Here is a 26,203-nt window from a genome sequence, read left to right as displayed (position 1 = left end):
CATTAGGCATGCCTAACCTACGGACCGTCCAGAGAGTGAGGCTTCCCCCGCATGTACGTGTGCGTCTGTCGTGCCGTCACCGAGAACGAGGTGCACGACTGCATCGCCGCCGGCGCGCGCAGCGCCCGGCAGGTGCGCGACACCACTGGTGCCGGTGGGGACTGTGCCTCTTGTGTCCGGAAAATCTGTGCGATGCTGAAACGGTCTGAGGAACTGACGACCGCATAGCACGAGGGGCCCGTACATGCAGGGCGACAAGCAGATCATCGAGTTGCTGAACGAGCAGCTGACGGCGGAGCTGACCGCCATCAACCAGTACTTCCTGCACGCCAAGATGCAGGAGAACTGGGGCTACACGAAGCTGGCCAAGCACACCCGCGACGAGTCGTTCGAGGAGATGCGGCACGCCGAGCGCCTGACGGACCGCATCCTCTTCCTCGAAGGGCTGCCCAACTACCAGCGGCTCGGCACGCTGCACATCGGGCAGACCGTCGAGGAGCAGCTCAAGGCCGACCTGGAGATCGAGTTGTCGGTGGTGCAGCGGCTGCGCCCGGCCATCCAGCTCATGCGCGAGAAGGGCGATGTCACCTCGGCCCGCATCTTCGAGGAGATCCTGGCCGACGAGGAGCACCACATCGACTACCTGGAGACGGAGCTGGCGCTCATCCACAGCCTGGGCGAGCAGCTCTACCTCGCCCGCTACACGGAGCCGTCGACCGTCTGACGCCCGTCCGGCGCCCACCTGGCGCCTGTCCGACGTCCGTCCGCGCGACACGCCCGCCGGGGCCCTCTCCGGCGGGCGTCGTCGTCTCCGGGCGGGGTGCGCGCCGCCGGAGGCACAGGACACGGCCGTACATTCCCGGACGGATTTTATGAACGACACGCCCGAGTGCGACACGCCCGGCGCGGTACGGCATTTCGCGCCGCCGGACGCGCTCATTCGCCGTCCCGGCCGCTAATCGCGGTAATTTAAGCCCGGCTAACCGATATTTATCAGCGTTTGCCCAGGTCAATGGATAGGTCAACGACAAGTCAAACCGTGCGCTGTGCCCGGGAAACGATCGCTTAAGGTCCTACGATCGCTTCATGACCTGCGTACTTCTCGCCGAGGATGACACCTCGATTTCCGAGCCGCTCGCGCGCGCGCTTCGCCGTGAGGGCTATCAGGTTGAGGTGAGCCCCGACGGCCCGCAGGCCCTGGAAAGGGCTCTGTCGGGGGGCATCGACCTGATCGTTCTTGACCTCGGCCTGCCAGAGATGGACGGGCTGGAGGTCGCCCGCCGGATCCGCGCCGAAGGACACGGCACTCCGGTTCTCATACTCACCGCCCGCGTCGACGAGGTCGACACGGTCGTCGGCCTCGACGCCGGCGCCGACGACTACGTCACCAAGCCGTTCCGCCTGGCCGAACTGCTCGCCCGGGTGCGCGCGCTGCTGCGCCGAGGCACGTCCGAGACTCCGGTGGTCCAGGGCGTCCGCATCGACGCGGACTCCCGCCGCGCCTGGATGGGGGAGAAGGAGCTGCATCTGACGACCAAGGAGTTCGACCTGCTGCGCGTGCTGGTCCGCGACGCCGGCAAGGTGGTCACCCGCGAGCAGATCATGCGCGAGGTGTGGGACACCAACTGGTGGGGCTCGACCAAGACGCTCGACATGCACATCTCGTGGCTGCGCCGAAAGCTCGGCGACGACGCGGCGAAGCCCCGCTACATCACCACCGTCCGGGGAGTCGGCTTCCGCTTCGAGCGCGAGTAGGCGATGCGCCGCCGCCTGCTCACTTCCACTCTGGTCGTCGCGGTCATCGCGGTCCTGCTGCTGGGGGTCCCCCTGGGCATCGTGGTCAGCCGCCTGATCGTGGACGAGGCGGCCCAGGAGCTCAGGGCGGAGGCGACGCGACTGGTGGGGGAGGTGGAGTACTCCCGCATCCAGGAGACGCCGCTGGACCCTCAGCAGCTCGAACAGAAGTATCCCGGCCGCTACATCCAGATCTACGAACGAGCGAACCCTCCCAAGGCGACCATCGTCGGCACGGCATCGCCGCCGGGCCACCAGATGGCCGAGGACGCCCAGTCCGAGAACGGCATCTATGTCCGGGTGAGCCGCGACCGGGACCAGGTCGAGCAGGATGTCCGGGCGCGCCTGCTGCTGATCGTGGCCCTCGCCGTCGCGGCTCTGGCCGTGGCCGTCGGCCTGGCCATCGTGCAGTCTCGCCGGTTGACGCTGCCGCTGCTGGACCTGGCGAAGATAGCCGAGCGGCTCGGCTCCGGCGACGCCCGGCCGAGCAGACACCGCTACGGCATACCCGAGCTCGACCAGGTCGCGGAGGTGCTCGACCGCAGTGCCACCCGCATCTCGGACCTGCTCACCCGGGAGCGGGAGTTCGCCACCGACGCCTCCCACCAGCTGCGCACCCCGCTGACGGGGCTGACCATGCGCCTGGAGGAGATCGTCGCCGCCTCCGGCCAGCCCACGGTGGTCCGTGAGGAGGGCGAGGCCGCCATCGTCCAGGCCGAACGGCTCACGGCCGTCATCGACGAGCTGCTCGCCGCGGCCCGCCGCCAGCGGCACGCCCAGGCGGAGCCGGTCTCCATCGACGAGGTGCTGATCCAGCAGATCACCGAGTGGGAGCCGGTGTTCCGCGGCTGCGACCGCACGCTGCTGCTGGAGGGCACCCGCGGGCTCAAGGCGCTGGCCACCACCGGCGGCTTCGGGCAGGTCATCGCCACCCTGCTGGAGAACTCACTGCGTCACGGCGGGGGCACCGTCATCGTCACGACCACGCAGGGCGACAGCTACATCGTCATCGAGGTGGCCGACGAGGGGCCCGGCATCGCCGACGACATCGCGCCCAAGGTCTTCGAGCGGAACGTGAGCGGGGGAGGCGGCACGGGTCTCGGCCTGACGCTGGCCCGCGCCCTGGCCGCCGCCGACGGGGGCCGGCTCGAGCTGGTGCGCCGCCGCCCGGCGACGTTCGCGATCTTCCTGCGGCCGGTGGAGGAGAACAACCGGACGCGGGTGGTCAGCGGGCCCGCCTGACCGTGCCTCCCGCCTGACCGTGCCTGGCGTCAGCGCTCCTGGCGGACCTCGGTGTCGGGCAGCTCGGCCGGGATCGGGTCGGTGGCCTCCAGGAACACCCACCGCTTGTACGACCAGTAGCGGAACAGCGTGCCGAGCCCGACGCCGACAATGTTGGCGACGTTGAGGCTGAACAGGTCGTGCAGGTGCAGGGTGTACTTGGTGAAGCCGATCACCAGCACACCGAACAGCAGCGCGATGCCGTTGAGCAGGAAGAACAGGAAGTACTCGCGGCGCAGGCCGCTCTGCTCCCGGTGGCGGAACGTCCAGAACCGGTTGCCCGCGTACGCGAAGGTGGCCGAGATGGCCGTGGCCAGCACCTTGGACGTCATCGGCCCCCAGTCAAGGACGAGAAGGGCGTTGTAGATCCCCGTGTCGATGACGAACGCCGCGATGCCGATCAGCCCGAACTTGGTCAGCTCGTGCAGCAAGGACGAGAACCGCTGGTAAAGGACCCTGATGAAATCCACGTCTCCGGCTCGGTCCTCTCCTGCTCCGCGTCCTGACCGCCTGGTGTCCGCGTATGTGACAGCTTGCCCACGGCCGGGCTTGACCACACCAGCGTACTGGCCGTGGCCCCACGCACGGGCCGGAGCGGTGAAGATCGGGACCCCTACCAACACCCCCCTGAAAATCGGCTTATGCCCGGACAAATGCGGATCATGAGTATTACGCTGCGGAGGCAGACCGCCGGCGGGCCACGCGCGCCGGTGTCGGGCTCAGACGGACCGCCGTTCCCACGGCCATGACCTTCGGGACCCCACCGTGCCGTTACGACCGCTCGTGCTGCTCGCCGTTCTGTCCGTATGCGCGGCGGGATGCGCGGGTACGGCCCCCGCCGACACCGGTGGCATCGTGGCGGCCGAGCAGCAGCCGCTCCCGGTCCAGGAGTCCCCGCCGCCACGGGTGGACCCGTCCACGGCCGAGCCGGCGTTCGGTGTGCTCACCGAGCTCGACGAGGCGTGGAAACGGCGTGACTGCGCCGCCGTCGCCGGGCTCACCACGTGGGCCGAGAAGCCGCTGGGCGGCCGTGCCTGCAAGGGCACCCGGAACGGCCGCCCAGCCCTCTACAGCGAGCCGGAGTTCTTCCTGCCGGAGGAGGGCGGCTGGTTCGCGGCGCTGGCGAGGAAGCCGTCACCCGCGTACTTCGTGTTCGTGTTCGAGGACGGTCGCTGGCGGCTCGGCGCGGGCCCGATCCCCGCGCGCGGCAAGCCCGTCCGTCCCGGCGACGCCGGCGTCACGGCCGGGCCGGACCTGGCCACCGAGGCGCGGCTCGTGCCGCAGCGCCACCTCACGTACCTGACCGACCCGGCCGGCGTGAACGGCGTGCGCTTCCCCTCCGGCGACCCCGTGCGCGGGCTGCTGGACGAGATCGTCAGGCGGCCCGCCCAGGTCAGGCCGGACCGGCTGGCCATCGACGTCGAGCTGGTCGAGGGCCCGCCGCGTGCCGTCGCGCTGTCGGACGAGTCCATGCTGGTCTTCGACGTCGTACGGCTCACCTACCGGCAGCGGCCCAAGGCCGGGAGGGCGGCGCTCAGGCACCCTCTGGAGGGGCTGTCGCCGGAGGGGACGGAGCTGGTGGAGCTGGCCAGCGTGCTCACCGCCGCCGACGGCCTCACGACCGTCGGCGTGCGTCGCGGCCCGGCGGGCTGACCCGGGCCGGGCCGAGCTCGGAAAGGCCGGGTAAGCTCACGACACGTGAGTTCCTACCGCCCCATCGGCCCGGTCGTCGGCGTGGTCGGCGCCGGCCAGCTCGCCCGGATGACCCAGCAGCCCGCCATCGCGCTCGGAGTGGAGCTGCGGGTGCTGGCCAACTCGGCCGACGAGAGCGCCGCCCGGGTGATCGTCGACACGCGGATCGGCGACTACCGCGACCTGTCCGACCTGCGCGACTTCGCCAAGGGCTGCGACGCGATCACCTTCGACCACGAGCACGTGCCGACCGAGCACATCAGGGCGCTCGCCGCCGACGGCGTCACCGTCCACCCCGGCGCCGACGCGCTCGTCCACGCGCAGGACAAGGCCGTCATGCGCGAGCGGCTGACCGCCATCGGCGCGCCCTGCCCCGCCTGGGCCCGTGTCTCCGATGTCGAGGACGTCACCCGCTTCGCCGGGGAGCACGGCTGGCCGGTGGTGCTCAAGGCGGTCAGAGGCGGCTACGACGGCCGGGGCGTGTGGGTGTGCCGGTCGGCCGAGGACGCCGCCGAGGCGTTCGCCGGCGGCGTGCCGCTGATGGCCGAGGCGTTCGTGCCGTTCCAGCGGGAGCTGGCCGTCCTCGTGGCCCGCTCGCCGCACGGCCAGGGCGTCAGCTACCCCGTCGTGGAGACCGTCCAGCAGGACGGCATCTGCGTCGAGGTGCTCGCCCCCGCGCCCGGCCTCGACCCGGAGCGGGCCGCGCAGGCGCAGAACATCGCGCTGCGCATCGCCCAGGAGCTGGACGTGACCGGGCTGCTCGCCGTGGAGCTGTTCGACTCGGGGGACGGGCTGATGGTCAACGAGCTGGCCATGCGCCCCCACAACAGCGGCCACTGGACCATCGAGGGCGCGCGCACGTCCCAGTTCGAGCAGCACCTGCGGGCCGTGCTCGACCTGCCGCTCGGCTCGCCGGCCATGACCGCGCCGGTCGTCGTCATGGCCAACCTGCTCGGCGGCGACGACCCCAACCTGTTCAAGCGGTACGAGCACGTGATGGCCCACGACCCGGGGGTCAAGGTGCACTTCTACGGCAAGCAGGTCCGGCCCGGCCGCAAGATCGGCCACGTGACCGCGCTGGGCGACGACCTCGACGAGGTCCGCGCCCGCGCCCGGCACGCCGCCGTCTACCTGACCACGGGGGAGTACACGTGACCATCGGCACGGTCGGCACTGCCGGCACCATCGGCATCGTCATGGGCAGTGACTCCGACTGGCCCGTCATGCGGGCGGCGGCCGAGGCCGTGGCCGAGTTCGGCGTGCCGTTCGAGGCCGACGTGGTGTCCGCGCACCGGATGCCGGCCGAGATGATCGACTACGGCCGGCAGGCGGCCGGGCGGGGGCTCAAGGTCATCATCGCCGGGGCGGGCGGCGCGGCCCACCTGCCCGGCATGCTCGCCTCGGTGACGCCGCTGCCGGTGATCGGGGTGCCGGTGCCGCTGAAGTACCTCGACGGGATGGACTCGCTGCTGTCGATCGTGCAGATGCCCGCCGGGGTGCCGGTGGCGACGGTCGCCGTGGGCGGGGCGCGCAACGCGGGGCTGCTGGCCGTACGCATCCTGGGGGCCTCGGACCCGGAGCTCCGGCGGCGCATGGAGGAGTTCCAGGGCAGGCTGAAGGAGCAGGCTTACGCCAAGGGCGAGAAGCTCCGCCAGGAGGCGGCGGAGCTCCGCTGACCTCACCTCCGGAGGCCCCTGCATCGTACCTGAGGGCCTCCGGTGCTTCTTCCGGGTCAGGGGCGACCTCTTCCTGGTCAGGACCGGCTTCCTCCTGGTCAGGACCGGCTCCTTCCGGGCCGGGAGCGGCTTCTCGTGGGCTAGGGGCGGCCGAGGGCGCGGTAGTGCCAGCCGGCGGAGCGCCACGCCTCCGCGTTGAGCGCGTTGCGGCCGTCGACGATCCGGCGGGTCGCCACGGCGGCGCCCAGCTCCTCCGGGCCCAGCTCCACGAACTCCTGCCACTCGGTCAGCAGCAGCACCACGTGGGCGCCGCGGACCGCCTCCAGGGCCGACTCGCCGTACTTGAGCTCCGGGTGCGCCTTGCGGGCGTTGCCCAGTGCGATCGGGTCGTACACCGTGACCCGGCCGCCCTGGTGGCCGATCGTGACCGCCACGTCGAGCGCGGGGGAGTCGCGGATGTCGTCGGAGTTCGGCTTGAAGGCGGCGCCCAGGACGCCGACCGTGCAGCCGTGGAACGAGCCGCCCGCCAGCTCGCGGGCCAGGTCCACCATGCGGGCGCGGCGGCGCATGTTGATCGCGTCCACCTCGCGGAGGAACGTCAGCGCCTGGTCGGCGCCCAGCTCGCCCGCCCGGGCCATGAACGCCCGGATGTCCTTGGGCAGGCAGCCGCCGCCGAAGCCGAGCCCGGCGTTGAGGAACCGGCCGCCGATGCGGTCGTCGTACGACAGCGCCTCGGAGAGCTGCTTGACGTCGGCGTGGGCGGCCTCGCAGACCTCGGCCATGGCGTTGATGAAAGAGATCTTCGTGGCGAGGAACGCGTTGGCGGCGGTCTTGACCAGCTCGGCGGTCGCGAAGTCGGTGACGACCATGGGCACCTCGCCCAGCGGCTCGTACACCTCCCGCAGCATCTTCTCGGCGCGCTCGGAGCGGACACCGATGACGATGCGGTCCGGCTTGAGCGTGTCCTCGACGGCGTAGCCCTCGCGCAGGAACTCGGGGTTCCAGGCCAGCTCCGCCAGGACACCCGCCGGGGCGAGCCGGGCCAGCCTGTCGGCCAGCCGCCCGGCGGTGCCGACGGGCACGGTGGACTTGCCGACGACCAGGCACTCGCGGTTCAGGTACGGGGCGAGGGAGTCCACGGCGGCGTCCATGTAGGAGACGTCGGCCGCATACTCGCCGTGTTTCTGGGGAGTTCCGACGCAGATGAAGTGGACGTCCCCGAACTCGGCCACCTCCTCGTACGAGGTGGTGAAGCGCAGACGGCCCGAATCGAGGCCGCGGCGCAGGACGGATTCCAGGCCGGGCTCGTGGATCGGCAGCTCACCGCTGTTGAGCCGATTGATCTTGTCGGCGTCGATGTCGAGGCCCAGGACGTCGAATCCGAGGTCCGCCATGCAGGCCGCATGGGTGATGCCCAGGTATCCGGTCCCGATCACCGTGAGGCGATATGGCACGTGTGAGCTCCTTTCGATCGCCAGGCATGTTACCGGCCCGCGTTATCTCGTTCTGTGCCACCTGTGCCATTTCACAAACCGTACTGACTGGTAACAAAGTGGTCGGACATCCTAGTATCTGGGTATGAGCTTCCCTCTCTACGCGCCCGCCGAAGAGCACGACATGCTCAGGGAGACGGTCCGGGCCCTCGCCGACGAGAAGATCGCCCCTCAAGCCGCCGCGGCTGACGAGGCCGGCGAGTTCCCCTGGGACGTCTACAAGGCCCTCGTCGCGGCGGACCTGCACGCCGTCCACGTCCCCGAGCAGTACGGCGGCGCGGGGGCGGACGCGCTCGCCACGGTCATCGTCATCGAGGAGGTGGCGCGCGCCTGCGCCTCGTCCTCGCTCATCCCGGCCGTCAACAAGCTCGGCACCGTGCCGCTGCTCCTGTCGGCCTCCGAGGAGCTCAAGGCCCACTACCTCGCGCCGGTCGCGCGGGGGGACGCGATGTTCTCGTACGCCCTGTCGGAGCCCGAGGCCGGCTCGGACGCGGCGGCCATGAAGACCCGCGCCGTGCTCGACGGCGACCACTACGTGCTCAACGGCACCAAGATGTGGATCACCAACGCCGGTGTGTCGGAGTACTACACGGTCATGGCCGTCACGGACCCGTCGGCCGGGGCGCGCGGCATCTCCGCGTTCGTCGTGGAGAAGTCGGACGAGGGCGTCTCCTTCGGGCCGAAGGAGCGCAAGCTTGGCATCAAGGCGTCGCCGACCCGCCAGGTCATCATGGACAACGTCCGCATCCCCGCCTCCCGCATGATCGGCGACCCCGGCACAGGCTTCAAGACCGCCCTGGCCACGCTCGACCACACCCGCGTCACCATCGCCGCCCAGGCCCTCGGCATCGCCCAGGGGGCGCTCGACTTCGCGATCGGGTACGTCAAGGAGCGCAAGCAGTTCGGCCGCGCGGTCGCCGACTTCCAGGGCGTGCAGTTCATGCTGGCCGACATGGCCATGAAGCTCGAGGCGGCGCGGCAGCTCACCTACCACGCGGCGGCCAAGTCGGAGCTCGCCATGCACGGCCGGCCGCAGAAGGACCTCACGTTCCTGTCGAGCGCCGCCAAGTGCGCCGCCTCGGACGCCGCCATGGAGATCACCACGGACGCGGTGCAGCTGCTGGGCGGGTACGGGTACACGAAGGACTTCCCGGTGGAACGCATGATGCGCGACGCCAAGATCACCCAGATCTACGAGGGCACCAACCAGATCCAGCGCATGGTGATGGCCCGGCAGCTCCTCAAGTAGGTCCATGACCTGCAGAAACCCGGGGCTGGGCGCGTACGGCCCCGGGTTTTGGTGTATCAGTCGAGCGGTTCGGAAGGGCGCTGTTCCGTCGCTGTTCCGTGATCACCGGGCAGGAGGGCCCGTGAGGTGTCATGATCGCAGCCGTGGACATCGACGGCTTCTGGGAACTGGTGGAGCGTTCGGCCCGCGAGACCGAGCTCCGGCAGGCGCGAGTGGCATGGCTGAAGGATCAGCTCTCCGGCCTGTCCGCCGAGGAGGTCGTGGACTTCAAGGCCTTGTTCACGGTGTGCGCCAACCGGGCCTGCTCCTGGGACATGTACGCGGCGTTCTGGACCGTCACCGGATTCGGGTCGTCCGATGGTTTCGAGTACTTCGTGAACTGGCTGATCAGCCTGGGCCGTGACGCCTTCGAGAAGGTCGCCGGCTGTCCTGATCGGATCCTCGAGCTGCCGGAGGTGCAGCGCCTCCTCGAGTTGTCGAAGAACTTCTCTCACGAGAGGACGACCTGGAGCCGGGATGGCAGATTCAGCCTGAAGCGGGTCACTCGTATCCGGCGAGAAGTGTGGCCGGGTGAGGACGACCCCAGGTTCGAGTCCTTCGCCTACGTCACCTTCGAGCCCTACAGGCGGGCGACTGGCCTCGAAACGGACAGCTTGGGGAAGGCCGTTCGCGCACGAGGCGTCCGCAGCAAGTTTCCCTTTCTGACCTGCCACGCGGAGCCCGATGGCGAGGGGTGGGATTTCGACGACGAGGCAGAGTTCACTCGCCGTCTTCCACGGCTTGCACGGCACTACGGCCTTGCCTGATGACCCCTGGCAGAACGAGGCGGACCACACCGTTGGCGAGGTCCGCATGATAGGGGGACGCGTCGAGTGTCAGCCGAGATCCTTGATCTCAATTCTGGTGGCCCGAGGCTGGAAAGCCGGTTATCGATCGCTTGCCTGGCACGCTCATGTGAGCCCGGCATCATGCGAGCGTAGACACGGGAACTGCTGCAGCCCTCCTCTGTCGGGCCTTGCCCTCGCATGACGCAGGCATCCAGCACGATGCCGAAGGGGACCAACCATCAGATGGCGTCTCCCCCCGAGGGCCTTCTTGACACCGTCGTAACCGTGCAGGCACCGCGTTCGGTGCCGCGCACGCTCCAACTGTCGATGCCCCGGCATTTGGCGTGGGATCACACCCCTGGCTGAGCAGTTCCTGCTCGCTCAGCACGGCCAAGGCATCCTCTTGCACGCTGGCGGGCGATCCGCTATTGGCGCCAGTAGAGATACGGGCTCCACACGCCCGATGCTCACAGAAGACCACCTGCTCCGTCACCGAAAAGGATCTTTACACAAGATCGCAACACATGTGATGATCACTCCGTTTTGCCACTTTTGTTCGAAAGGCTGGAGTGAACACATCACGAACAGCGTCGGGCTTACCCGCCCGGACGCGCCGTCGCGTTGCCCTGCTCGCGGCGATGACACTGCCGCTCTCGTTAATGAGCGCACCGGCGATCGCTCAGGGCCCCACGCCACCCCCCACCACTACTCCTACAAGCAGCCCCACGACGCCCCCACCAAGCGTGCCCTCCACCCCCACCAGCAAAGCGCTGACGCAGGCGAAGAAGGACAACCGTCGCGTCGAAATCGAGTCGCTACGCTCAGAAAATGCCACCGTCTACGCCAACCCCGACGGCAAGACCCTCCGGATGGAACTGCACAGCCAGCCAGTCCGGGTGAAGAACACTGACGGCAAGGGCTTCACCCCGATCGACACCACGCTCGTCGAGCAGGCCGGCGTGATCAAACCCAAGGCGATCAACGGCACCCTCACGCTGTCTGCAGGACAGGACAAGACCCTACTCAAGAGCCAAGCAACAGCAAGCGCCGACACAGCGAAGATCACCACACCCTCGACGTTGCCCAAGCCCACACTGAAGGGCAACACCGCGCGATACCCAGCCGCCTACGGCAAAGGCCGCGACCTGCTGGTGACCGCGACCGCGACCGGCTTCCGGCAGCAGGTTGTCATCACCGAACGGCCCACCGGCCCGGTCACCTTCAAAATGCCGGTGGCACTGCCCACCGGACTCTCCTTCAGCAAGAATGCTCAAGGCCAGCCCATCATCGTGGGCAAGGACAGCAAGACGTTGACCGAGGTGCGGCCAACGCTCCTGCAGGACGCCACGGCCGCCGACGCCTACGCCCCCATCGACGCGGGCAAGGTCGGCAAAGCCGCCATCAGCCTCGATGACGACGGTAAGTCGCTGGTGTTCACCCCGGACGCCACATTCCTGGCCGACCCTGCGGTCACCTACCCCGTGACCATGGCGGCCGTGGCAGCCGACTGGTGGGAGACCCACACCGGCGCAGGCGGTCTGCCCCAGCAGGGCTGGGACACCTTCGTCAACAACGCCGACTACCAGGACAGCTGGTACAACTTCAACCTGGACCGGATCCTGGTCGGCAAGTCCAACAGCGGCACTGTCCGCTGGCGCAGCTACATCAAGTTCCCCGACATGCCCGCTGAGTTCCGCGGCCTCAAGGTCCAGAACGCTGACCTGATCCTGTGGAACCATCTGTCCAACGACTGTGGGACCTACGTCGGCTCCGGGATCACCACCCGGCGGATCACGTCGGCCTGGGACGAAGCGACCATGACGTGGAACAGCCAGCCGTCGGTCACCTCCACGGGGCAGATCACCGAATATGCTGCCTACAGCCCCAACTGCACCAGTGGAGCCGCGAGCTGGGCAGGCAAAGAATGGGACCTGGTCTACTCGATCGACGAGATCGCCCAGGCATGGTCGAACGGCGAAACCAACTACGGCGTCCAACTCACTGCCGGCAGCGAATCGGACAGCACCAACTGGCGCCGCTATCGGACCGACGAAGCAGGCGGCTGCAGGAGCACCCCGCTAGAGGCCTGTAAGGGGCAACTCCACCCACCCATCCTCACCGTCGACTTCCTGCTCCCGCCGAAGGCCTCCGTCGTGATGCTGGACGCGGGTGAGACAGCGCCGACCACGAAGGGCGAGATCGGCCAGCTGGCCGCACGCGGACGCGTGTCGAACACTCTGCCTCAACCGGACCCCATCTCAGAGGCCGAGGCGGCGGAGTACCGCCGCAACAGCGACCAGGACTACGTCGCCTCGCCGGAGGACGTTGAGGCACCACTGCCGCCACCGACGGACGACCTAGCCGGCCGCTGGTCCTTCGACGAGGCTTCCGGCACCCAAGCGGCCGACGCATCAGGGAACGGGCATCACGCCACCGTCAACAGCGGAACCTCCTGGACACCCGGCGTCAGAGGTTCGGCCGTGACTAACATCGCCGCGGCCACCGGATCGAGGCCGAAGCCGGAGGGCCCACAGGCTGCACGAGCGATGGCATCCGGTCTCGCCGCAGGTCAAGGCCGCGACGTGGAGGTCACCGAAGAAACCACCGCCACCAGCATCACCTATGCCCTGCGAGACGGACGTTCGTTCAGAACAGAAGTCGCGGCCGGTCCGGTGCGGACCAAGCGCAACGGGGGATGGGTGCCCATCGACACCACGCTGAGGACTCAGGACGGCAGATTGACGCCGAACGTGATCGCCGACGGTGTGGCTGTTGAGCTATCCGCTGGTGGCACGGATGCATTCGTCAAGATGACCGCCGATGGGAAGTCGTACGCGCTGCGCTGGCCGACGCCGTTGCCGAAGCCGACCGTCAAGGGCAGCGTGGCCACCTACACCGACGCCGCAGGCGTGGGCGCCGACCTGGTGGCGACGGCGTTGCCGAGAGGGTTCCGGCATGAGGTGGTGCTGCGGCAGCGGCCGTCGAAGCCGCTGGAGCTGAGGATCGGCGTAGATGACGAGGGCCTGACCCTGACCGAGGGCAAGGCTGGACGACTGCTGCTGAAGAGCAAGGACGAGAAGCTGGTCGCCTCGGCACCGCGACCGATCATGTGGGACGGCAGCGCCAAGGGCCGCCACCCGCTGGCCAGGAGCGCCAAAGTCAACACCGATGTGGTCACCGAGAACGGCCGCACCGAACTGGTGCTCAAACCCGATCACCGGTTCCTGACCGATTCCGCCACCGCTTACCCGGTCCGGATTCAGCCGATGGCGGCGTCGACGAGCAGCGAGGACGTCACGCTCGCCAGCACCGACACGGTCGACTGGCCGGCGTCCCCCGGCAACCCGATCATGATCGCCGGCGTGCAGCAGACCCAGAAGATGCGCTCATACCTGCGCTTCCCCACAGGAAGTCTGCAGGGGCAGACGGTGACCGACGCGAAGGTGTCGCTGTACAACTTCGAAAGCTCGGCCTGCGGAGCGTCGGTCGGTGACGGCCTTCAGGTCCGCCGGGTGACCGGCGCCTGGGACGCCGACAACCTCTACTGGGCAAACAAGCCGGCCGCGACCACCGAGGACGCGCAGACCAACAAGGCCGGCTACGACCTGACCTGCTCCGGCGGTGCTCAGCGCCTGGAGTGGAACGTCACCGGCATCGCCCAGGACTGGGCCGCCGGAGCCGCCGACCACGGCCTGGTGGTGCAGTCGCCGACCGAGGGCACCACGACCAACTGGCGCTACGTCACAGCCTCCGAAGACACCGACTTCAACCAGCCGCCCACACTGACCATCACCACCAGCGGACCCGCCTCGCAGCCGGTCGTCTCCAACCTCGCCATCACGCCGGCGCAGAGCGTGAACGGCGTCACCGTGACAACCTCATTGGCCCCGCAGCTTGCCGCGACCGTCGCCGACACGGCGAGCGGCCGTCTCACCGGCGAGTTCGAGGTCGAGCACGATCCGGCCGCGACCGGGCAGGGCTCCGGCCAGATCTGGGCCGGAGCCTCCGCGGTGGTCACCTCCGGCGGCCAGGCCACGGTGAGCGTCCCCGCCGGAAAGCTGGCCGACGGCTGGAAGATCCGCTGGCGGGCCCGCGCGTCCAACGCGACCGCCGCAACCACCTCGGCATGGTCCGCCTGGCAGATGGCCACAGTCGATGTCCCCAACCCCGCCGTGACCGGTCTCCAGGTGACACCCTCGACCCTGGTCGAGGGTGTCACTGTGAGCACCAGTGTCACGCCGAGCCTGGTCGCTACCGTCACCGACCCCGGTGGGCAGCCCGTCCGGGCCGAGTTTGAGATCGAGCACGACCCGGCTACTACCGGGCAGGGAACCGGCCAGATCTGGGCCGGCACCGTCGACAACATCGCCTCCGGCAGCCAGGCCAGTGCCACTGTTCCCGACGGGAAGCTGACCGACGGCTGGAAGATCCGCTGGCGCGCCCGCGCGGTGAATCCGAGCACCACCGTCGCCTCGCCCTGGGCGGGCTGGCAGAGCGTGATGATCGACGTCGCCGACCCGGTCTCCGAACCGGCGGTGACAGCCCTGCGAGTCGATCCATCGCAGGTCGTCGACGGGAAGACGCACACCGCCTCGCTCACCCCTAGCCTCCTGGCGCAGGTCTCCGACCCGGCCGGGGGGAGGCTCAGGGCCGAGTTCGAGGTCGAGCACGACCCGGCCGCTACCGGCCAGGGTACGGGCCAGATCTGGGCGGGTGGCGTCGATGACGTCGCCTCCGGCAGCCAGGCCAGTGCCACCATCCCCGCATCCACTCTGGCAGATGGCTGGCAGATCCGCTGGCGAGCCCGCGCCGTGTCGCCGACGGCGGCGTCGGCCTGGTCGGAGTGGCAGTCGCTGGCCGTCGCTCTGCCCAAGCCGACCGTCAGCGGTCTCGCGGTCGTCCCCTCCGCCGTCATCGGCGGAACGACCGTGATCACCAGCCTCACCCCTGCATTCATGGCCACGGTCACGGATCATGGAGGGCAGTCAGTCAGGGCTGAGTTCGAGGTCGACCACGACCCGGCGGCCACCGGCCAGGGCACGGGCCAGATCTGGGCCGGAGCCTCCGCGGTGGTCACCTCCGGCGGCCAGGCCACGGTGAGCGTCCCCGCCGGGCAACTGGCCGACGGCTGGAAGATCCGCTGGCGCGCCCGCGCTGTCAACTCCGGGACCTCCATGGCCTCGCCATGGACCGGCTGGTCCAACGGCTCCATCGACCTGACACCCACCCAGGCGGCGCCCCTCGCCCAAACTTCAGGGTCGGTGATGCGGACCGATCAGGCATTCACTGTCGGCGCATGGCTCAAATGGGATGACAAAGACGGAGGCTATTCCGTCATCGAGCAAAGAGGAGAGCACCAAGCGGCCTTCACGCTCGGGAACGACCCCGAGCATGGCCTCGTCTTCACCTTCACCGGCAGCGACCAGGCGGCACCCGCAGTGGAAGGCGTCTTGTCCGGAGTTGAACCGCCTGCCGGCGAGTGGTTCCATCTCGCTGGCACATTCGACCCGGTCAGCAAGGTCGCGACCCTGTACCTCAATGGCAACTTCATCGGCACGTCGCAGCTCAGCTTCGCGTCTTGGAGCGCGAGCGGGCCGACAATGCTGGGCGCCTCCATGAGAGGGATGCTCGACGAGACGTGGCTCTTCTCCCGCGCGCTCGAAAGCGGCGAGGTCTTCGCCCTGTACGACGGCAGCTCTGCATCGGCTGCCGAAGGCGCGGGCGTGGCGGCACGAGCCGCGGCTCCAGCGCCGCGCTATGACCGGGTGGATCCCGATGACTGCCGCAAGCTGCACGGCTGGCTCAAGCGCAGCTACGGCTACCTCAAGAACCGATACAGCGGCTGCTGGCGGCACGCCGTCCAGGTGATGGAACCCGACGACGAGGAGGACTCGGGTGACCGGGACGAAGTCCACGCGATGCAGTCGATCGACATCATGTTCGTCGCGAAGACCTGGTCAGGCCTGCGCGAACTGGAGAGCGCCTCGGCGCGCGACATCTGGTTCGACCTCTACATCGGCACGACCGGCAACGTCAATGACGTCTGGAACCGCGTCGAATCGGTCCTCCTCACCATCGGGATGGAACCGGCCCGCAGCCAGACCGCCTGCCAGCACGTCACCAGCTTCGGTGGGGCCACGCAGGTAAATCACCTGACGAAGTCTGTCGAGGACTGGACGGCCATGGGTGTCAAGGTCGGGGACACGACGACCCCTTGGAAAAAGGCCGGAACCTTCCGATTGACCGCGCCCCAGAGCGCGTCCCCCGACCCTGTGGACAACATCACCAGCTGCGACTTCCAGCCGTACGCCGCAATCAGTTTCGAGGACGAAGGCGACGACGACGGCGAATGGGTGGAGTGGCGTTACGGGACGACCCAGACCAAGATGCACGTCAGATGCGACAACGCGGAAGGCGTGTCCCGCCGTAAGGGCGGATGCATTCTTCCCGTCATCCCCTCGGTCCAGTGGAAACTCGGAAACAGCTACGACGCGGCCTACGTCCACTACTGGAGCGCCTGCTACAACAAGGCCGTGACCTTCCCGTACAACCCGCAGAAGACAATCCCGGGCTGCGCGGTGAACGGTACGGCACGTCCACCCGCCAACGCATATCTGGCCAGAACCGGCAGGACTCCCACCCAAAACCACGACCAACTCGTTGACAACATTCGTGCGAGGGCTGTCACTCGATGCCGCAGTCTGTGGCCGGGCTATGGCGCTGCTGGGCAGGAATGCGACGAGTACCCCTACGCCGCGGCGAGCAACCGGACTGTCGACACGGACAAGGCAGGCCACCTGTCCGTCTGTGCCATGCCCGGAGGAAAGACCGGGCCGAACCAGATCGCCGGCAAGGTGCTCAACCGGCTCTTCAACGAGGATCGGGTCATCTTCGAAGACCACTTCTTCAACCGGTTCGCCACCACACTGACCAATCCACCACGGATGGTGGATCACTGCTGGCCGGGCCATATCAACACCAGCTCGCCGTACTACACCGGCGTAGGATGATCTAGCCGACATCGGTGTCTTGACCGGCGCGGGATTCCGCGCCGGTCAAGACGCTACTCGCAGAGGAGACACATCAGTGATCGGCGATGAGGCGCTCGAGTACTATCACGAACTTCTCCGCACGGACCCCGATCTGGAGTCGAGTCTGTGCTGGACGGTGATCCAGCCCCTCGATGGCCCTCCTTCGCTGCGTGAAACGGCCAGACGTCTTACCGGCGGCGGCCGTCCTGACGTGGTCGACGTAAACCCGGAAGACCCGTACCCACCAATCCATGCACACGAGACTCCATCCGGCATCGCCCTGCTCGAAGAGGATGGGTTCACGTATGCGGGCCTGGATACGGTCCTGTGCCGGCTCAGTCGCCACGCTCGGGTGTGGCATGTCAGCTGGAATGTGATGGGCGCGTTCTTCTTCTACGCGGCGAATGGTCACATACTCGCGGAGATCAAAGACTTTCCCCTCCCTCGGTCGTATCTGCTCGGCTCGGAGCAGGTGTTTCTCCAAGCAGAAGCAGAGACGCTCGGTTCGGGCGCCTCGCGGATCTGGCCGTCCAAGCGGGCCAGGGCATTGGCGATGATCGAGGCACGCTCAGGCGTACGGCTCCCGCAAGGCTTCTTGGATCGACCTCATCTCGGAATTGAGATCGAGCAACCGATCTCAAGCGAGATTCCGCCCCTTGATTTCGCCTGCCACGAGCCAGGGCTGGACGCTTGGATCCGCAGCGCGCCCGCGCCTGTCCGCAACATCATGCTGCGCCGTGTCGCGGTGACTCTCTTCGACATCTTCGGTCCGGAGGGCGCCGCTATTGAGAGCGTCATCGGACAAGCACGCGGTGGTGAGCAGTTCGACGCGGCCATTCTCTCCGAGGTGAAAAGAGACGTCCTAAATCTCGGATCATGGTGGGAGGGACAGCTCTTCGCTCACCGTGATAGCAACGAAGACGTATGGCGGCGATGGGTCGCGGGCAGGGGTATCTACCACTGTCTGCGCTCTGTATCCGAGGGGGCTACGTATCTCGACGGGCTGACGTACGCGAAGTTTGCCCTTGGAGAGGGCTGGGACAATGCAACGCTCTGGTTGCGAGAAAGGGTCCTGGAAGAAACACGCTGACAGACCTGCACGGGGTGCGTCGGACGGTCGATCAGAAGCCTCGGTTCTGTCCCGCTGCAAGTAGCGGTTTCCTCCCCGGGATGGAGCGTGGCCGTGGTTCATGATCTCACTGATTGAGGCGCCGGAGATCAGATTCGCACCACAACCCGCTGCGCCGCCCGTGGGCCACGACGACTCACGACGCGCAGGCCCAGGAACCCGATGCCCCGAGGCACTGCGGGCGAGGTGACGGCCATGAGAGGTGCCCAGATGCCCGCGAGCTCCTGGGTATCCACGCTGACAGCCGAGGGGGAACAGCCGGTCGTCGATCGCCTGCCCGGCACGGCTTCACCTTCCCGTTCCGCTGGGCGCGATGAAGATCGAGGTCAGGAAATGCGCTTCATGTAAGTGGAGATGAACTCCCAGAGAATATTCCGGTCCGAATGCAGGCTCGCGGTTCTGTCGTGCCAGATGCCTGTGTAGCCTCGTTGAAGGTCGAACGCCTCTGTCTTCGGCTTGAGGCCGAGCTCGACGATCTTGTTGGGGAACGGGCCGAACAGCCCGGGTTTCCCGGCCAGATCCGCCTCGTTCCAACGAGGTCCCAAGGTGGGGCCGAGGGCCTCTATCGTCTCCTGTCTGGTGGAACTCAGGAGCGGCCGGTCGTTGATGACTGACATGTCACTCTTGTAGAGGACGTTGTAGGCGAGTTGGACGAACTCGTCGAGACTGGTTCTCGCCCAGAGTTCGCCGACCCTCGTGCGCCGCGAATCCGACGAGCCGAGACTGCTGTCCTTGCCGTCGGTCGTGCTCATCGAACGGCCCTTGGCGAGGTCGAACTCGCGGCCGAACTGGCCGACTCGTTTCTGCAGGAAGAAGGGGTTCCGTCTGTCCTCGGCGAACTTCGCGAGCGCGAAGACGGCGACCGCGGGGGCGGTTACCAGGAGAATTCCCGAGGCCCACTTGACGTCATGCCACCGCTTGGCCGGGCTCTGCTTCCAGGCTCTGCCCCTCAGGCTCGCATAACTGGGGGCGGGCCAGGTCCGGGAGGCGAGTGCCGCGCCGGTGCTGAGAACAGCCATGCCGAATCCCATCTCGGCGGCGTGCTTCCAGTTCCAGCCGGCACCGGCGGCCCATCCAGCGGTCGCCAGCACGGTTGTGCTCACCGCCCCGCCGGCCATGATCCGGGAGAATGCCCGCTCCCAGGTGGCAGACTCCATGGCCTCGGCCAGGCCGGTCAGCGCGGGTCCGCCTCGGCGCAGGAGCACGGGCAGCGCGGCGTGCGCACCGGCCATCAACCCGCCGGCGAGCGCTCCGTGGAACATGTCCCGAACCAGCTCCGCCGCATCGACGTCGCCGGTGGCGAACAACTGGTCGATCGCGCTCAGTCCGCCGGAGTACATCGCACCCAGCGCGGCCTGCCGGATGACCAGCAAGATGATCCGCAGTGCCAGGCCCTCCGCTCGGAGAAGCCTTCGCACCACAACGTCGAGGAGCGGGCCGAGCCGGGGGGCCAGTAGCCTCGCGAGGAGCATCAGTGTCACCACGAACGCCGCGGATGCCACGAAGCGCCGTCTGGCCTTGACGATCGCGTCATAGGCGATCTGGCCGCAGTAGGCGAGATGCTCGCACCGCCGCCGCAGGTCCGCCAGCGGCCCCTTCTCGCCGTGCACCACTCGCGCGGCCCGCCCGAACGCGGCCGTGGCCGGCCCGAACCCGGCCCTGGTCACGCGCCCGGCCTGCCCGGCGATCTGCTCCTGAACGTCACCGACCACGCGTCCCAGCGCCGTCGCGGCATCGCGAAGCCGCGCCACCCCGTCGAGATCGGCATCCGGCCACGCGGAGCCGAAGCCCACAGATTCGAGGAACCAGATCGCCTGGCGCACCAAGCCAGGTGGTGGCGTGGTCGTCGGCAGGCCGCTCGGGCCCAGCCCAGGCTTGTACTCCTCCGGATCCGTCAGCCATCCCGGGCACCGCCGTACGTGCGGAATCCCGAGGTTGGCCGCCTCGGCTGCGGTGTACGTGTCGCCGGCGACGACCAACCCGGCCGCCATCCCGCGTAACAGGTTCACCGCCAGGACGAGGTCGTTCAGCAGGTCGTCACGTAGCCGGGCGAACCCCGGCCTGTCCGCCTCGGGATGGCCCTCGAACAGTGCCCGGCCCAGATCGTCCTGACCGAAGGGCCGCTCGTCCATCGCCCGGCAGAACGTGTCCACGCCCCGGGCCAGATCGTCGGCGGCCTCGCGGACGCCTCTCCCCGCGCTGACGCAGATCTCCGGGTCGAACTGCGCTGACCCCGCAAGGAACAGATCGTCGGCGGCGATGTCTCTTCAACCCCATGATTCACAGGCGGTCGGGCAACTCTAACGGATCAGCCACCCCGGCGGAGTGTGCGGCCGGTCGTCCCGCTACCGGCGCCTGCGACGCTCCTGGCCGCTCTCCTCCTGCGCCGAGTCAGCGGGCTCGGCGGGCGCTCCTTCTCGTGATCTTCAGATCGTTGTCCACCGGTGAAAACCGGGTGGAATTTCGCGTCGCCTGCCGGGATGCTGGGCATGAGCGATGAGTTTTGTCGGTGGTGCAGGTCAGTCTTTGCTGATGACCACTACTTCTCGTGAGACCCACGGCTGGGACGCCAGCCATGATCACGTCATGTCCGACAATCCCGATCGAGGTGCCGTGTCCAGCCCACAGCTCGACTCACCCGCCACATCAGCGACCGCCGTTCAAGGTCGCACCCCGGCCGTGGTTCGGCTGCTGGTGCTGGCCACCTTCGTGGTCATCCTCAACGAGACGATCATGATCAACGCGATCCCGCGGCTGATGGGCGCGTTGCACATCACCGAGCAGACCGCGCAGTGGCTCTCGACCGCGTTCATGCTGACCATGGCAGCTGTCATCCCGATCAGCGGTTGGTTCCTGCAGCGGGTGTCCACCCGCCGCGCGTACACCACCGCGATGGGTCTGTTCCTGATCGGGACGGCGTTGGCCGCCGTCGCGCCGACGTTCGAGGTGTTGCTGGGCGCCCGCATCATCCAGGCGTCCGGGACGGCGGTGATGATGCCGCTGCTGATGACCACGCTGATGCAGGTGGTGCCGGAGGCGGAGCGGGGCCGGGTGATGGGCAATGTCACCCTGGCCATCTCGGTCGCGCCCGCGATGGGCCCGGCGGTCTCGGGGGTGATCCTCCAATTCGGGTCCTGGCGGTTGCTGTTCGCCGTGGTGCTCCCCATCGCCGCCGTGATCACCTGGCGCGGCCTGAAGCAGCTCGAGAACGTCGGAGAGCCCGAGCTCAGCACCATCGACTGGTTGAGCGTGGTGACCGCCGCCGCCGGCTTCGGCGGCCTGGTCTACGGGCTCAGCCGGTTCGAGGGCGGTGACGTCCGTCTTGCCGCCGCGATCGTGGCAGCCGGTCTGGTCGCCATCGCCGTCTTCGTCGTCCGCCAGCTGGCGTTGCAGAAGCGCGGTGCGCCGCTGATGGACCTGCGTACCCTGCGTCACCGCACCTTCACCGTCGCGCTGATCCTGATGTCGGTGGCCTTCATGGCGATGCTCGGCTCGATGATCATGCTGCCGCTGTACCTGCAGAACGTCCGCGAGCTCAGCCCTCTGGAGACCGGGCTCCTCGTGATGCCGGGAGGCCTCGCGATGGGCCTGCTCGGTCCGGCCGTCGGCCGCCTGTTCGACCAGTTCGGTGGCCGGGTCCTGGTCATCCCCGGCGCGATCGGGATCACGCTCGCGCTCGCCGGCTTCACCCAGGTCACGATGACCATGCCGTACTGGCAGCTCCTCGGCCTGCACGCGCTGCTGATGGTGAGTCTGGCCGCGACGTTCACCCCGGTGTTCACGCTCGGGCTCGGAGCGGTTCCCTCACACCTCTACTCTCACGGCAGCTCGATCCTGAGCACGCTGCAGCAGGTCGCCGCGGCCTTCGGCACCGCGCTCGTGATCACCGTGATGAGCGCGCGAGCCGATGCCCTGAGATCCGCAGGCGTCAGCGAGGCACTCGCCAACCTCGGCGGCATGCGGCTGGCTTTCATCATCGGAGCGGTGCTGTCCTTGGCTGTGGTCGTCACCGCCCTGCTCCTGCCGGCCCGTGCGGACAGCGTCGGTGAGCTCGAGGAACCCGGTCGATGACACCAGCGTGGCGACGGCGGGTGGACCACGGTTCAGAAGGCGCCTGTCCGACAGTCACGTGAAGGGCCGGCTCAGCCTGCGGCCTTCTTGATGAGCTCGCCGATCCGTGCCTCGTCGGCGGGGGTCAGCTGCGTCAGAGCGAACGCGGTCGGCCACATGGTGCCCTCGTCGAGGTTCGCCGGGTCGTTGAAGCCGAGCGTGGCGTACCTCGCCTTGAACTTCTGGGCGCTCTGGAAGAAGCAGACGACCTTGCCGTCCCTGGCATAGGCCGGCATCCCGTACCAGAGCTCCGGCGAGAGGGCCGGCGCGCTGGCCTTGACGATCTCATGGATGCGCTCGGCGAGGACGCGGTCCGCCTCCTCCAGCTCGGCGATCTTCGCGAGCACTTCGCTCTCCGGGTCCGGCCTGGCCGCGCCGGAGCCGCGCCGCGTGGACGCCTTCAGCTCCCGGGCGCGCTCCTTCATCGCGCTCCGCTCCTCCTCCGTGAATCCGTCGTACTTCTCCGCCGCTGCGCCGGTGCTCTTGGCGGACGTCTGCGTGCTCTCCATGGCAAATTTCCTCTCATACAAGTCTTACAAGGGTTGATCCGGACAATCTGATGCTAGAGATCCGCCGCCGGTGAAGGCTTCTCGAAAACTGATCGGTTGCCGCCCGGGTGACGACAGCGGCAGGTCACGGCGTGGTCGCCGGCGATGCGGCCACCCACGCGAACCCGTCCGGGTCCGTGAAGGGCCGGGCGTCCCTGCCGAGCAGGTCATGTCGGTCACGCCGGCTGCGGCTCGCTGACGGGCGCTTCTCGGTTCCTGACCGGTCTCGTCACCTGCTTGGCCACGCACGACGGCATCCCGGCCCCGGCGCCCGCGGTGCGGCGCTGGTAGACGCTGGGCGGCATGCCGACCAGCTCGGTGAAGCGGGTGCTGAAGGTGCCCAGCGACGAGCAGCCGACCGCGAAGCAGACGTCGGTGACGCTGAGGTCGCCACGACGCAGCAGCGCCATCGCGCGTTCGATGCGCCGGGTCATCAGATAGGCATACGGCGACTCGCCGTAGGCGAGCCGGAACTGCCGGCTGAGGTGCCCGGCCGACACGTGCACGCTGCGGGCCAGCGCCTCGACGTTCAGCGGCTGCGCGTACTCGCGGTCGATCCGATCGCGGACGCCGCGCAGTCGCGCGAGGTCGTTCAGGTGCTGTGCCGCGGTGAGCGCGCGTCCCCATGCGGGATGACACATGAGAGAACTCCTTTTCATCGATGTGTGCGAGCACCCGGGCCGCACGGCGAGGTGCTCGCCGGTGAGGGTGGAGCGGGGCTCAGCGAAGCTGCTGGATGCGGACCAGGTTGCCCGCGGGATCGCGGAAGGCGCAGTCCCGAACGCCGTACGGCTGTTCCGTCGGCTCCTGGACCACCTCGGCGTCGCCGGCCTGCAGCTTCTCGAAGGTGCCGTCCAGGTCCCTGGTGGCCAGCAGGATCCAGCCGTAGGTGCCCTTGGCCATCATCTCGATGATCGTGCGGCGCTCGTCCTCGGTGATGCCGGGGTCGGCGGCCGGCGGCGCCAGGAGAATGGACGTCCCGGGCTGGCCGACAGGGCCGACCGTGATCCAGCGCATCTTGCCGTGCCCGACGTCGCTGCGTACCTCGAAACCGAGGGTGTCGCGGTAGAAGGCCACAGCGGCGTCCGGGTCGTCATGCGGGAGGAAGGTCGTGTGAATGGTGATGTCCATGGCTGTCACGGTATCCGGGGCCCGGTGACCTGTGCTTCTCCAAAACTGATCGGTCCGGCCACCCGGGATCGACTCCTGCCGGCGATGGCCTACGCGACGTCCGGGATGGCGGGAACCGGTCGGCTGCGGGCGGGCCGCCGCGGGCTCGACGTCGCCAGGACGTGGTGGCGGAGGGCAGTCCTGGCTGTCGCGCCACATGCGCGCAATCCGGCTGCCGGTGGAGGGCGGTGACCGTCTGCCCGATCGACGATCTCGCCGGGCCGGCGCACGAGGGCGGTCCGCAGTACCACCTCCACGAGCAGGGGGACGGCCGGTTCTTCCGCTACGAGGTCTGGCGTTCGCAGGAGGACCTCGACCGGCACGACGCGACCCCGCTGCAAGGAGGCGGAGCTGCGCTCATCCCCGAAATCTCCCCCGTGAGAATGCGGTCAGCGGGTGAGGATCCGGATGTCGCCGGAGGTGCTCTTCGCGACGATGGTCCGGTCGCTCCGGACGTCCTTGACCTGCGACCGCTCGTCGCCGTACCGGCTCTGCGCCGTCACGGCGTACGCCCCCCGGGGCACCGTCGTCCTGACGTAGCCGTCACGCGACATGACGTCCACCTCCGTCGGCGGCGCGGCGAACGTCAGCCGGACGGCCCCTGAGCTCGTCCGCACCCGTACGCTCGCCGACTTCAGCCCCTCGCCCGCGACCACCCCGTCGGCGCCCAGCAGCCGCAGCCGTCCCGACGTCCGGTGCGCCGTGATGGGCCCGTGCGTCGACACGTCCACGTCCTGGGCGAGGTCGTCGAGGATCACGCCCTCCTCCGCCGCCTGCACCACGATCCGCACGCCGGGCGGCACCCGTACGTGGTAGCGGGCGCCGCAGTCACCGAACACCGTCGTGCAGTCGGCGCCCAGCCGCAGGACCCCGTCCTTGAGCGACCAGGACGCGTTGCCGTCGCCGGCGGCCTTGCCGCGCACCCACCGGTCCACGCGTACCCCGCCCGGGTCGCCGGGCAGGATGCGCAGGCCGCCCGTCGAGCTGCGGATGGTGAGCTGCCCGCCCGAGTGCGCGAACGCGCGGCTGCCGTGCACCTCCTTGGCGTCCAGCTCGATCCCGCAGCCGGCCGTCGCCACTGCGAGCACGGTCACCGCCACCGCCGCCATCGTCCCCGTGATGCGTCTCATGGGAAGATCGTCGTCCGGCGGCGCCGCCCCGCCATCGGCCATCCGGCCGAGTCCGGCTCCGCCGTTCGGCCGCATTTCCCTCCGTGACCGGACAATGCCGCGCTCCTCACCGGCGAACGGGTCAGAAGCGCCTCACCGGTGAAACGGGTCAGAAGGGTCTCACCGCCGAACAGGTCAGAAGGGTCTCACCGGCGAAACGGGTCAGAAGAGTCTTCCCGCCGGCCGGGTCAGAGGGCGGCGAGGAGCTTGCGAACGTGGGACAGCGGCTCGGCGCCCATCGGCCGTACCGCGACCGTCGTCGCCCCCGCCTCCCACAGCTCGCGCACCTGCGCGGCGGCCTCCTCCGGCGAGCCCACGGCCATGACGACCTCCTCGGGCGTCACGTCGAGGAACGCCGCCTGGCCCTCCGCCGCCGGCCGCATCACCTCACGGGCGTCGTCGCCGACGCACAGGAACGTGAACGCCACCAGCTCGTGCCCCTCCGGCGCGCCGATCTGCTCCAGGATGGCGGGCAACCGGTCGGGCCGCAGCCCCTCGGGGACGATCGTGCCCTGGGCCACGCGGCCCGACAGCGCGAGCGAGCGCGGGCTGACCACCCCGGCCAGCACCGGCGGCGGCTCGGCGGGCGGGTGGACGAGCGAGACGCCGTCCAGCTGCACCGCCCGGCCGTGCAGGGTCACGGTCTCACCGCGCAGCAGGGCCCGTACGGAGGTGATCGTCTCCTCCAGCAGCGCCAGCGGCGACGGTACGGCGGCGCCGACCTGGCGCATCCAGTCCTGTACCCCGTGCCCGATGCCGGCGGCGAGCCGGCCGGGGTGCAGGCGGGCCAGGTTGGCCAGCTCCATCGCCAGCAGCGCGGGATTACGCAGGGGAGCGGGGGTGATGCCGATGCCGACCCGCAGGCGTTCGGTCACGGCCAGCGCGGTCGCGGCCGCGGACACGGCGCCGGTCCACCCCAGGTCCTCCACGACCCACAGGTCGGCCACGTCCAGGCCGTCCAGCTCCCGCGCGAAGGGCACCAGCAGCTCCGGCGCCAGGTCGCGGTCGAACATCACTCCGAGCCTCACAGCGGC

General features: G+C 68.6%; 20 protein-coding genes. 12 read left to right on the top strand and 8 right to left on the bottom strand.

The window, feature by feature from the left end; all coding sequences use genetic code 11:
- Positions 1 to 51: 51 nt before the first annotated feature.
- The 4 genes from ABZS51_RS14285 to ABZS51_RS14270 all read left to right on the top strand — a co-directional run bounded on the left by ABZS51_RS14285 (position 52) and on the right by ABZS51_RS14270 (position 3,036).
- A complete protein-coding gene (locus ABZS51_RS14285; protein ID WP_310708232.1) occupies positions 52 to 228 on the top strand; it encodes a (2Fe-2S)-binding protein in 177 nt (58 codons plus the stop codon).
- 16 nt (positions 229 to 244) lie between these two features.
- Complete coding sequence (gene bfr, locus ABZS51_RS14280; RefSeq protein ID WP_310708231.1) at positions 245 to 724, top strand: bacterioferritin; 480 nt, start codon at positions 245 to 247, stop codon at positions 722 to 724.
- Between the two features lie 362 nt (positions 725 to 1,086).
- Positions 1,087 to 1,755, top strand: a complete 669-nt coding sequence (locus tag ABZS51_RS14275; protein ID WP_043620820.1) for a response regulator transcription factor — start codon at positions 1,087 to 1,089, stop codon at positions 1,753 to 1,755.
- A 3-nt stretch (positions 1,756 to 1,758) separates the two neighbouring features.
- On the top strand, positions 1,759 to 3,036 hold the full coding sequence (locus tag ABZS51_RS14270; RefSeq protein ID WP_355440025.1) for an ATP-binding protein: 1,278 nt from the start codon (positions 1,759 to 1,761) through the stop codon (positions 3,034 to 3,036).
- Between the two features lie 29 nt (positions 3,037 to 3,065).
- On the opposite strand, the gene ABZS51_RS14265 is transcribed toward ABZS51_RS14270, so the two are convergent.
- Positions 3,066 to 3,545 (bottom strand): GtrA family protein, encoded by a 480-nt coding sequence (locus ABZS51_RS14265; protein WP_355440022.1) that lies wholly within the window; start codon positions 3,543 to 3,545, stop codon positions 3,066 to 3,068.
- Between the two features lie 295 nt (positions 3,546 to 3,840).
- Between ABZS51_RS14265 and ABZS51_RS14260 the strand changes: the two genes are divergently transcribed.
- From ABZS51_RS14260 to purE, 3 genes are read left to right on the top strand one after another with little or no spacing between them, the layout of a single operon-like run.
- Positions 3,841 to 4,728 carry a hypothetical protein gene (locus ABZS51_RS14260; protein WP_355440019.1) on the top strand — a complete coding sequence of 296 codons (888 nt, stop codon included), beginning with the start codon at positions 3,841 to 3,843 and terminating at the stop codon, positions 4,726 to 4,728.
- A 45-nt stretch (positions 4,729 to 4,773) separates the two neighbouring features.
- Positions 4,774 to 5,922 (top strand): 5-(carboxyamino)imidazole ribonucleotide synthase, encoded by a 1,149-nt coding sequence (locus tag ABZS51_RS14255; RefSeq protein ID WP_355440016.1) that lies wholly within the window; start codon positions 4,774 to 4,776, stop codon positions 5,920 to 5,922.
- Between the two features lie 41 nt (positions 5,923 to 5,963).
- Positions 5,964 to 6,443, top strand: a complete 480-nt coding sequence (gene purE / locus ABZS51_RS14250; protein ID WP_355440098.1) for a 5-(carboxyamino)imidazole ribonucleotide mutase — start codon at positions 5,964 to 5,966, stop codon at positions 6,441 to 6,443.
- A gap of 140 nt (positions 6,444 to 6,583) precedes the next feature.
- On the opposite strand, the gene ABZS51_RS14245 is transcribed toward purE, so the two are convergent.
- Positions 6,584 to 7,897, bottom strand: coding sequence for a UDP-glucose/GDP-mannose dehydrogenase family protein (locus ABZS51_RS14245; RefSeq protein WP_355440013.1), 1,314 nt, complete (start codon positions 7,895 to 7,897; stop codon positions 6,584 to 6,586).
- Between the two features lie 124 nt (positions 7,898 to 8,021).
- Between ABZS51_RS14245 and ABZS51_RS14240 the strand changes: the two genes are divergently transcribed.
- From ABZS51_RS14240 to ABZS51_RS14225, 4 genes are all read left to right on the top strand, one after another.
- On the top strand, positions 8,022 to 9,185 hold the full coding sequence (locus ABZS51_RS14240; protein WP_310708224.1) for an acyl-CoA dehydrogenase family protein: 1,164 nt from the start codon (positions 8,022 to 8,024) through the stop codon (positions 9,183 to 9,185).
- Between the two features lie 143 nt (positions 9,186 to 9,328).
- Positions 9,329 to 9,991, top strand: a complete 663-nt coding sequence (locus ABZS51_RS14235; protein ID WP_355440008.1) for a DUF4240 domain-containing protein — start codon at positions 9,329 to 9,331, stop codon at positions 9,989 to 9,991.
- Positions 9,992 to 10,755: 764 nt separating this feature from the next.
- Positions 10,756 to 17,022: a DNRLRE domain-containing protein gene (locus tag ABZS51_RS14230; protein WP_355440005.1), complete on the top strand. Its 6,267-nt coding sequence runs from the start codon at positions 10,756 to 10,758 to the stop codon at positions 17,020 to 17,022.
- 76 nt (positions 17,023 to 17,098) lie between these two features.
- On the top strand, positions 17,099 to 18,133 hold the full coding sequence (locus ABZS51_RS14225) for a hypothetical protein (protein ID WP_355440002.1): 1,035 nt from the start codon (positions 17,099 to 17,101) through the stop codon (positions 18,131 to 18,133).
- A 365-nt stretch (positions 18,134 to 18,498) separates the two neighbouring features.
- On the opposite strand, the gene ABZS51_RS14220 is transcribed toward ABZS51_RS14225, so the two are convergent.
- Positions 18,499 to 20,304 carry a sugar transferase gene (locus tag ABZS51_RS14220; RefSeq protein ID WP_355439999.1) on the bottom strand — a complete coding sequence of 602 codons (1,806 nt, stop codon included), beginning with the start codon at positions 20,302 to 20,304 and terminating at the stop codon, positions 18,499 to 18,501.
- A 454-nt stretch (positions 20,305 to 20,758) separates the two neighbouring features.
- Between ABZS51_RS14220 and ABZS51_RS14215 the strand changes: the two genes are divergently transcribed.
- Positions 20,759 to 22,243, top strand: a complete 1,485-nt coding sequence (locus ABZS51_RS14215) for an MDR family MFS transporter (protein WP_355439996.1) — start codon at positions 20,759 to 20,761, stop codon at positions 22,241 to 22,243.
- Between the two features lie 71 nt (positions 22,244 to 22,314).
- Here the strand turns inward: ABZS51_RS14215 and ABZS51_RS14210 are convergent, their stop codons facing one another.
- From ABZS51_RS14210 to ABZS51_RS14190, 5 genes are all read right to left on the bottom strand, one after another.
- Positions 22,315 to 22,791, bottom strand: a complete 477-nt coding sequence (locus ABZS51_RS14210) for a DUF1801 domain-containing protein (protein WP_355439993.1) — start codon at positions 22,789 to 22,791, stop codon at positions 22,315 to 22,317.
- A gap of 215 nt (positions 22,792 to 23,006) precedes the next feature.
- A complete protein-coding gene (locus tag ABZS51_RS14205) occupies positions 23,007 to 23,471 on the bottom strand; it encodes a helix-turn-helix transcriptional regulator (protein WP_355439990.1) in 465 nt (154 codons plus the stop codon).
- Between the two features lie 79 nt (positions 23,472 to 23,550).
- Positions 23,551 to 23,961 carry a VOC family protein gene (locus ABZS51_RS14200; RefSeq protein WP_310708216.1) on the bottom strand — a complete coding sequence of 137 codons (411 nt, stop codon included), beginning with the start codon at positions 23,959 to 23,961 and terminating at the stop codon, positions 23,551 to 23,553.
- A gap of 428 nt (positions 23,962 to 24,389) precedes the next feature.
- Entirely contained in the window at positions 24,390 to 25,130 is a 741-nt protein-coding gene (locus ABZS51_RS14195; protein ID WP_355439987.1) for a DUF4097 family beta strand repeat-containing protein, read from the bottom strand.
- 227 nt (positions 25,131 to 25,357) lie between these two features.
- On the bottom strand, positions 25,358 to 26,197 hold the full coding sequence (locus tag ABZS51_RS14190) for an LLM class flavin-dependent oxidoreductase (protein ID WP_355439984.1): 840 nt from the start codon (positions 26,195 to 26,197) through the stop codon (positions 25,358 to 25,360).
- Positions 26,198 to 26,203: the final 6 nt, after the last annotated feature.

The organism is Nonomuraea sp. NPDC005501, from assembly GCF_040605905.1.
In the GTDB taxonomy this organism is placed as follows: domain Bacteria; phylum Actinomycetota; class Actinomycetes; order Streptosporangiales; family Streptosporangiaceae; genus Nonomuraea.
Note: the sequence above shows the minus strand (reverse complement) of the source record. Positions and strands in the feature narration are given on the sequence as shown.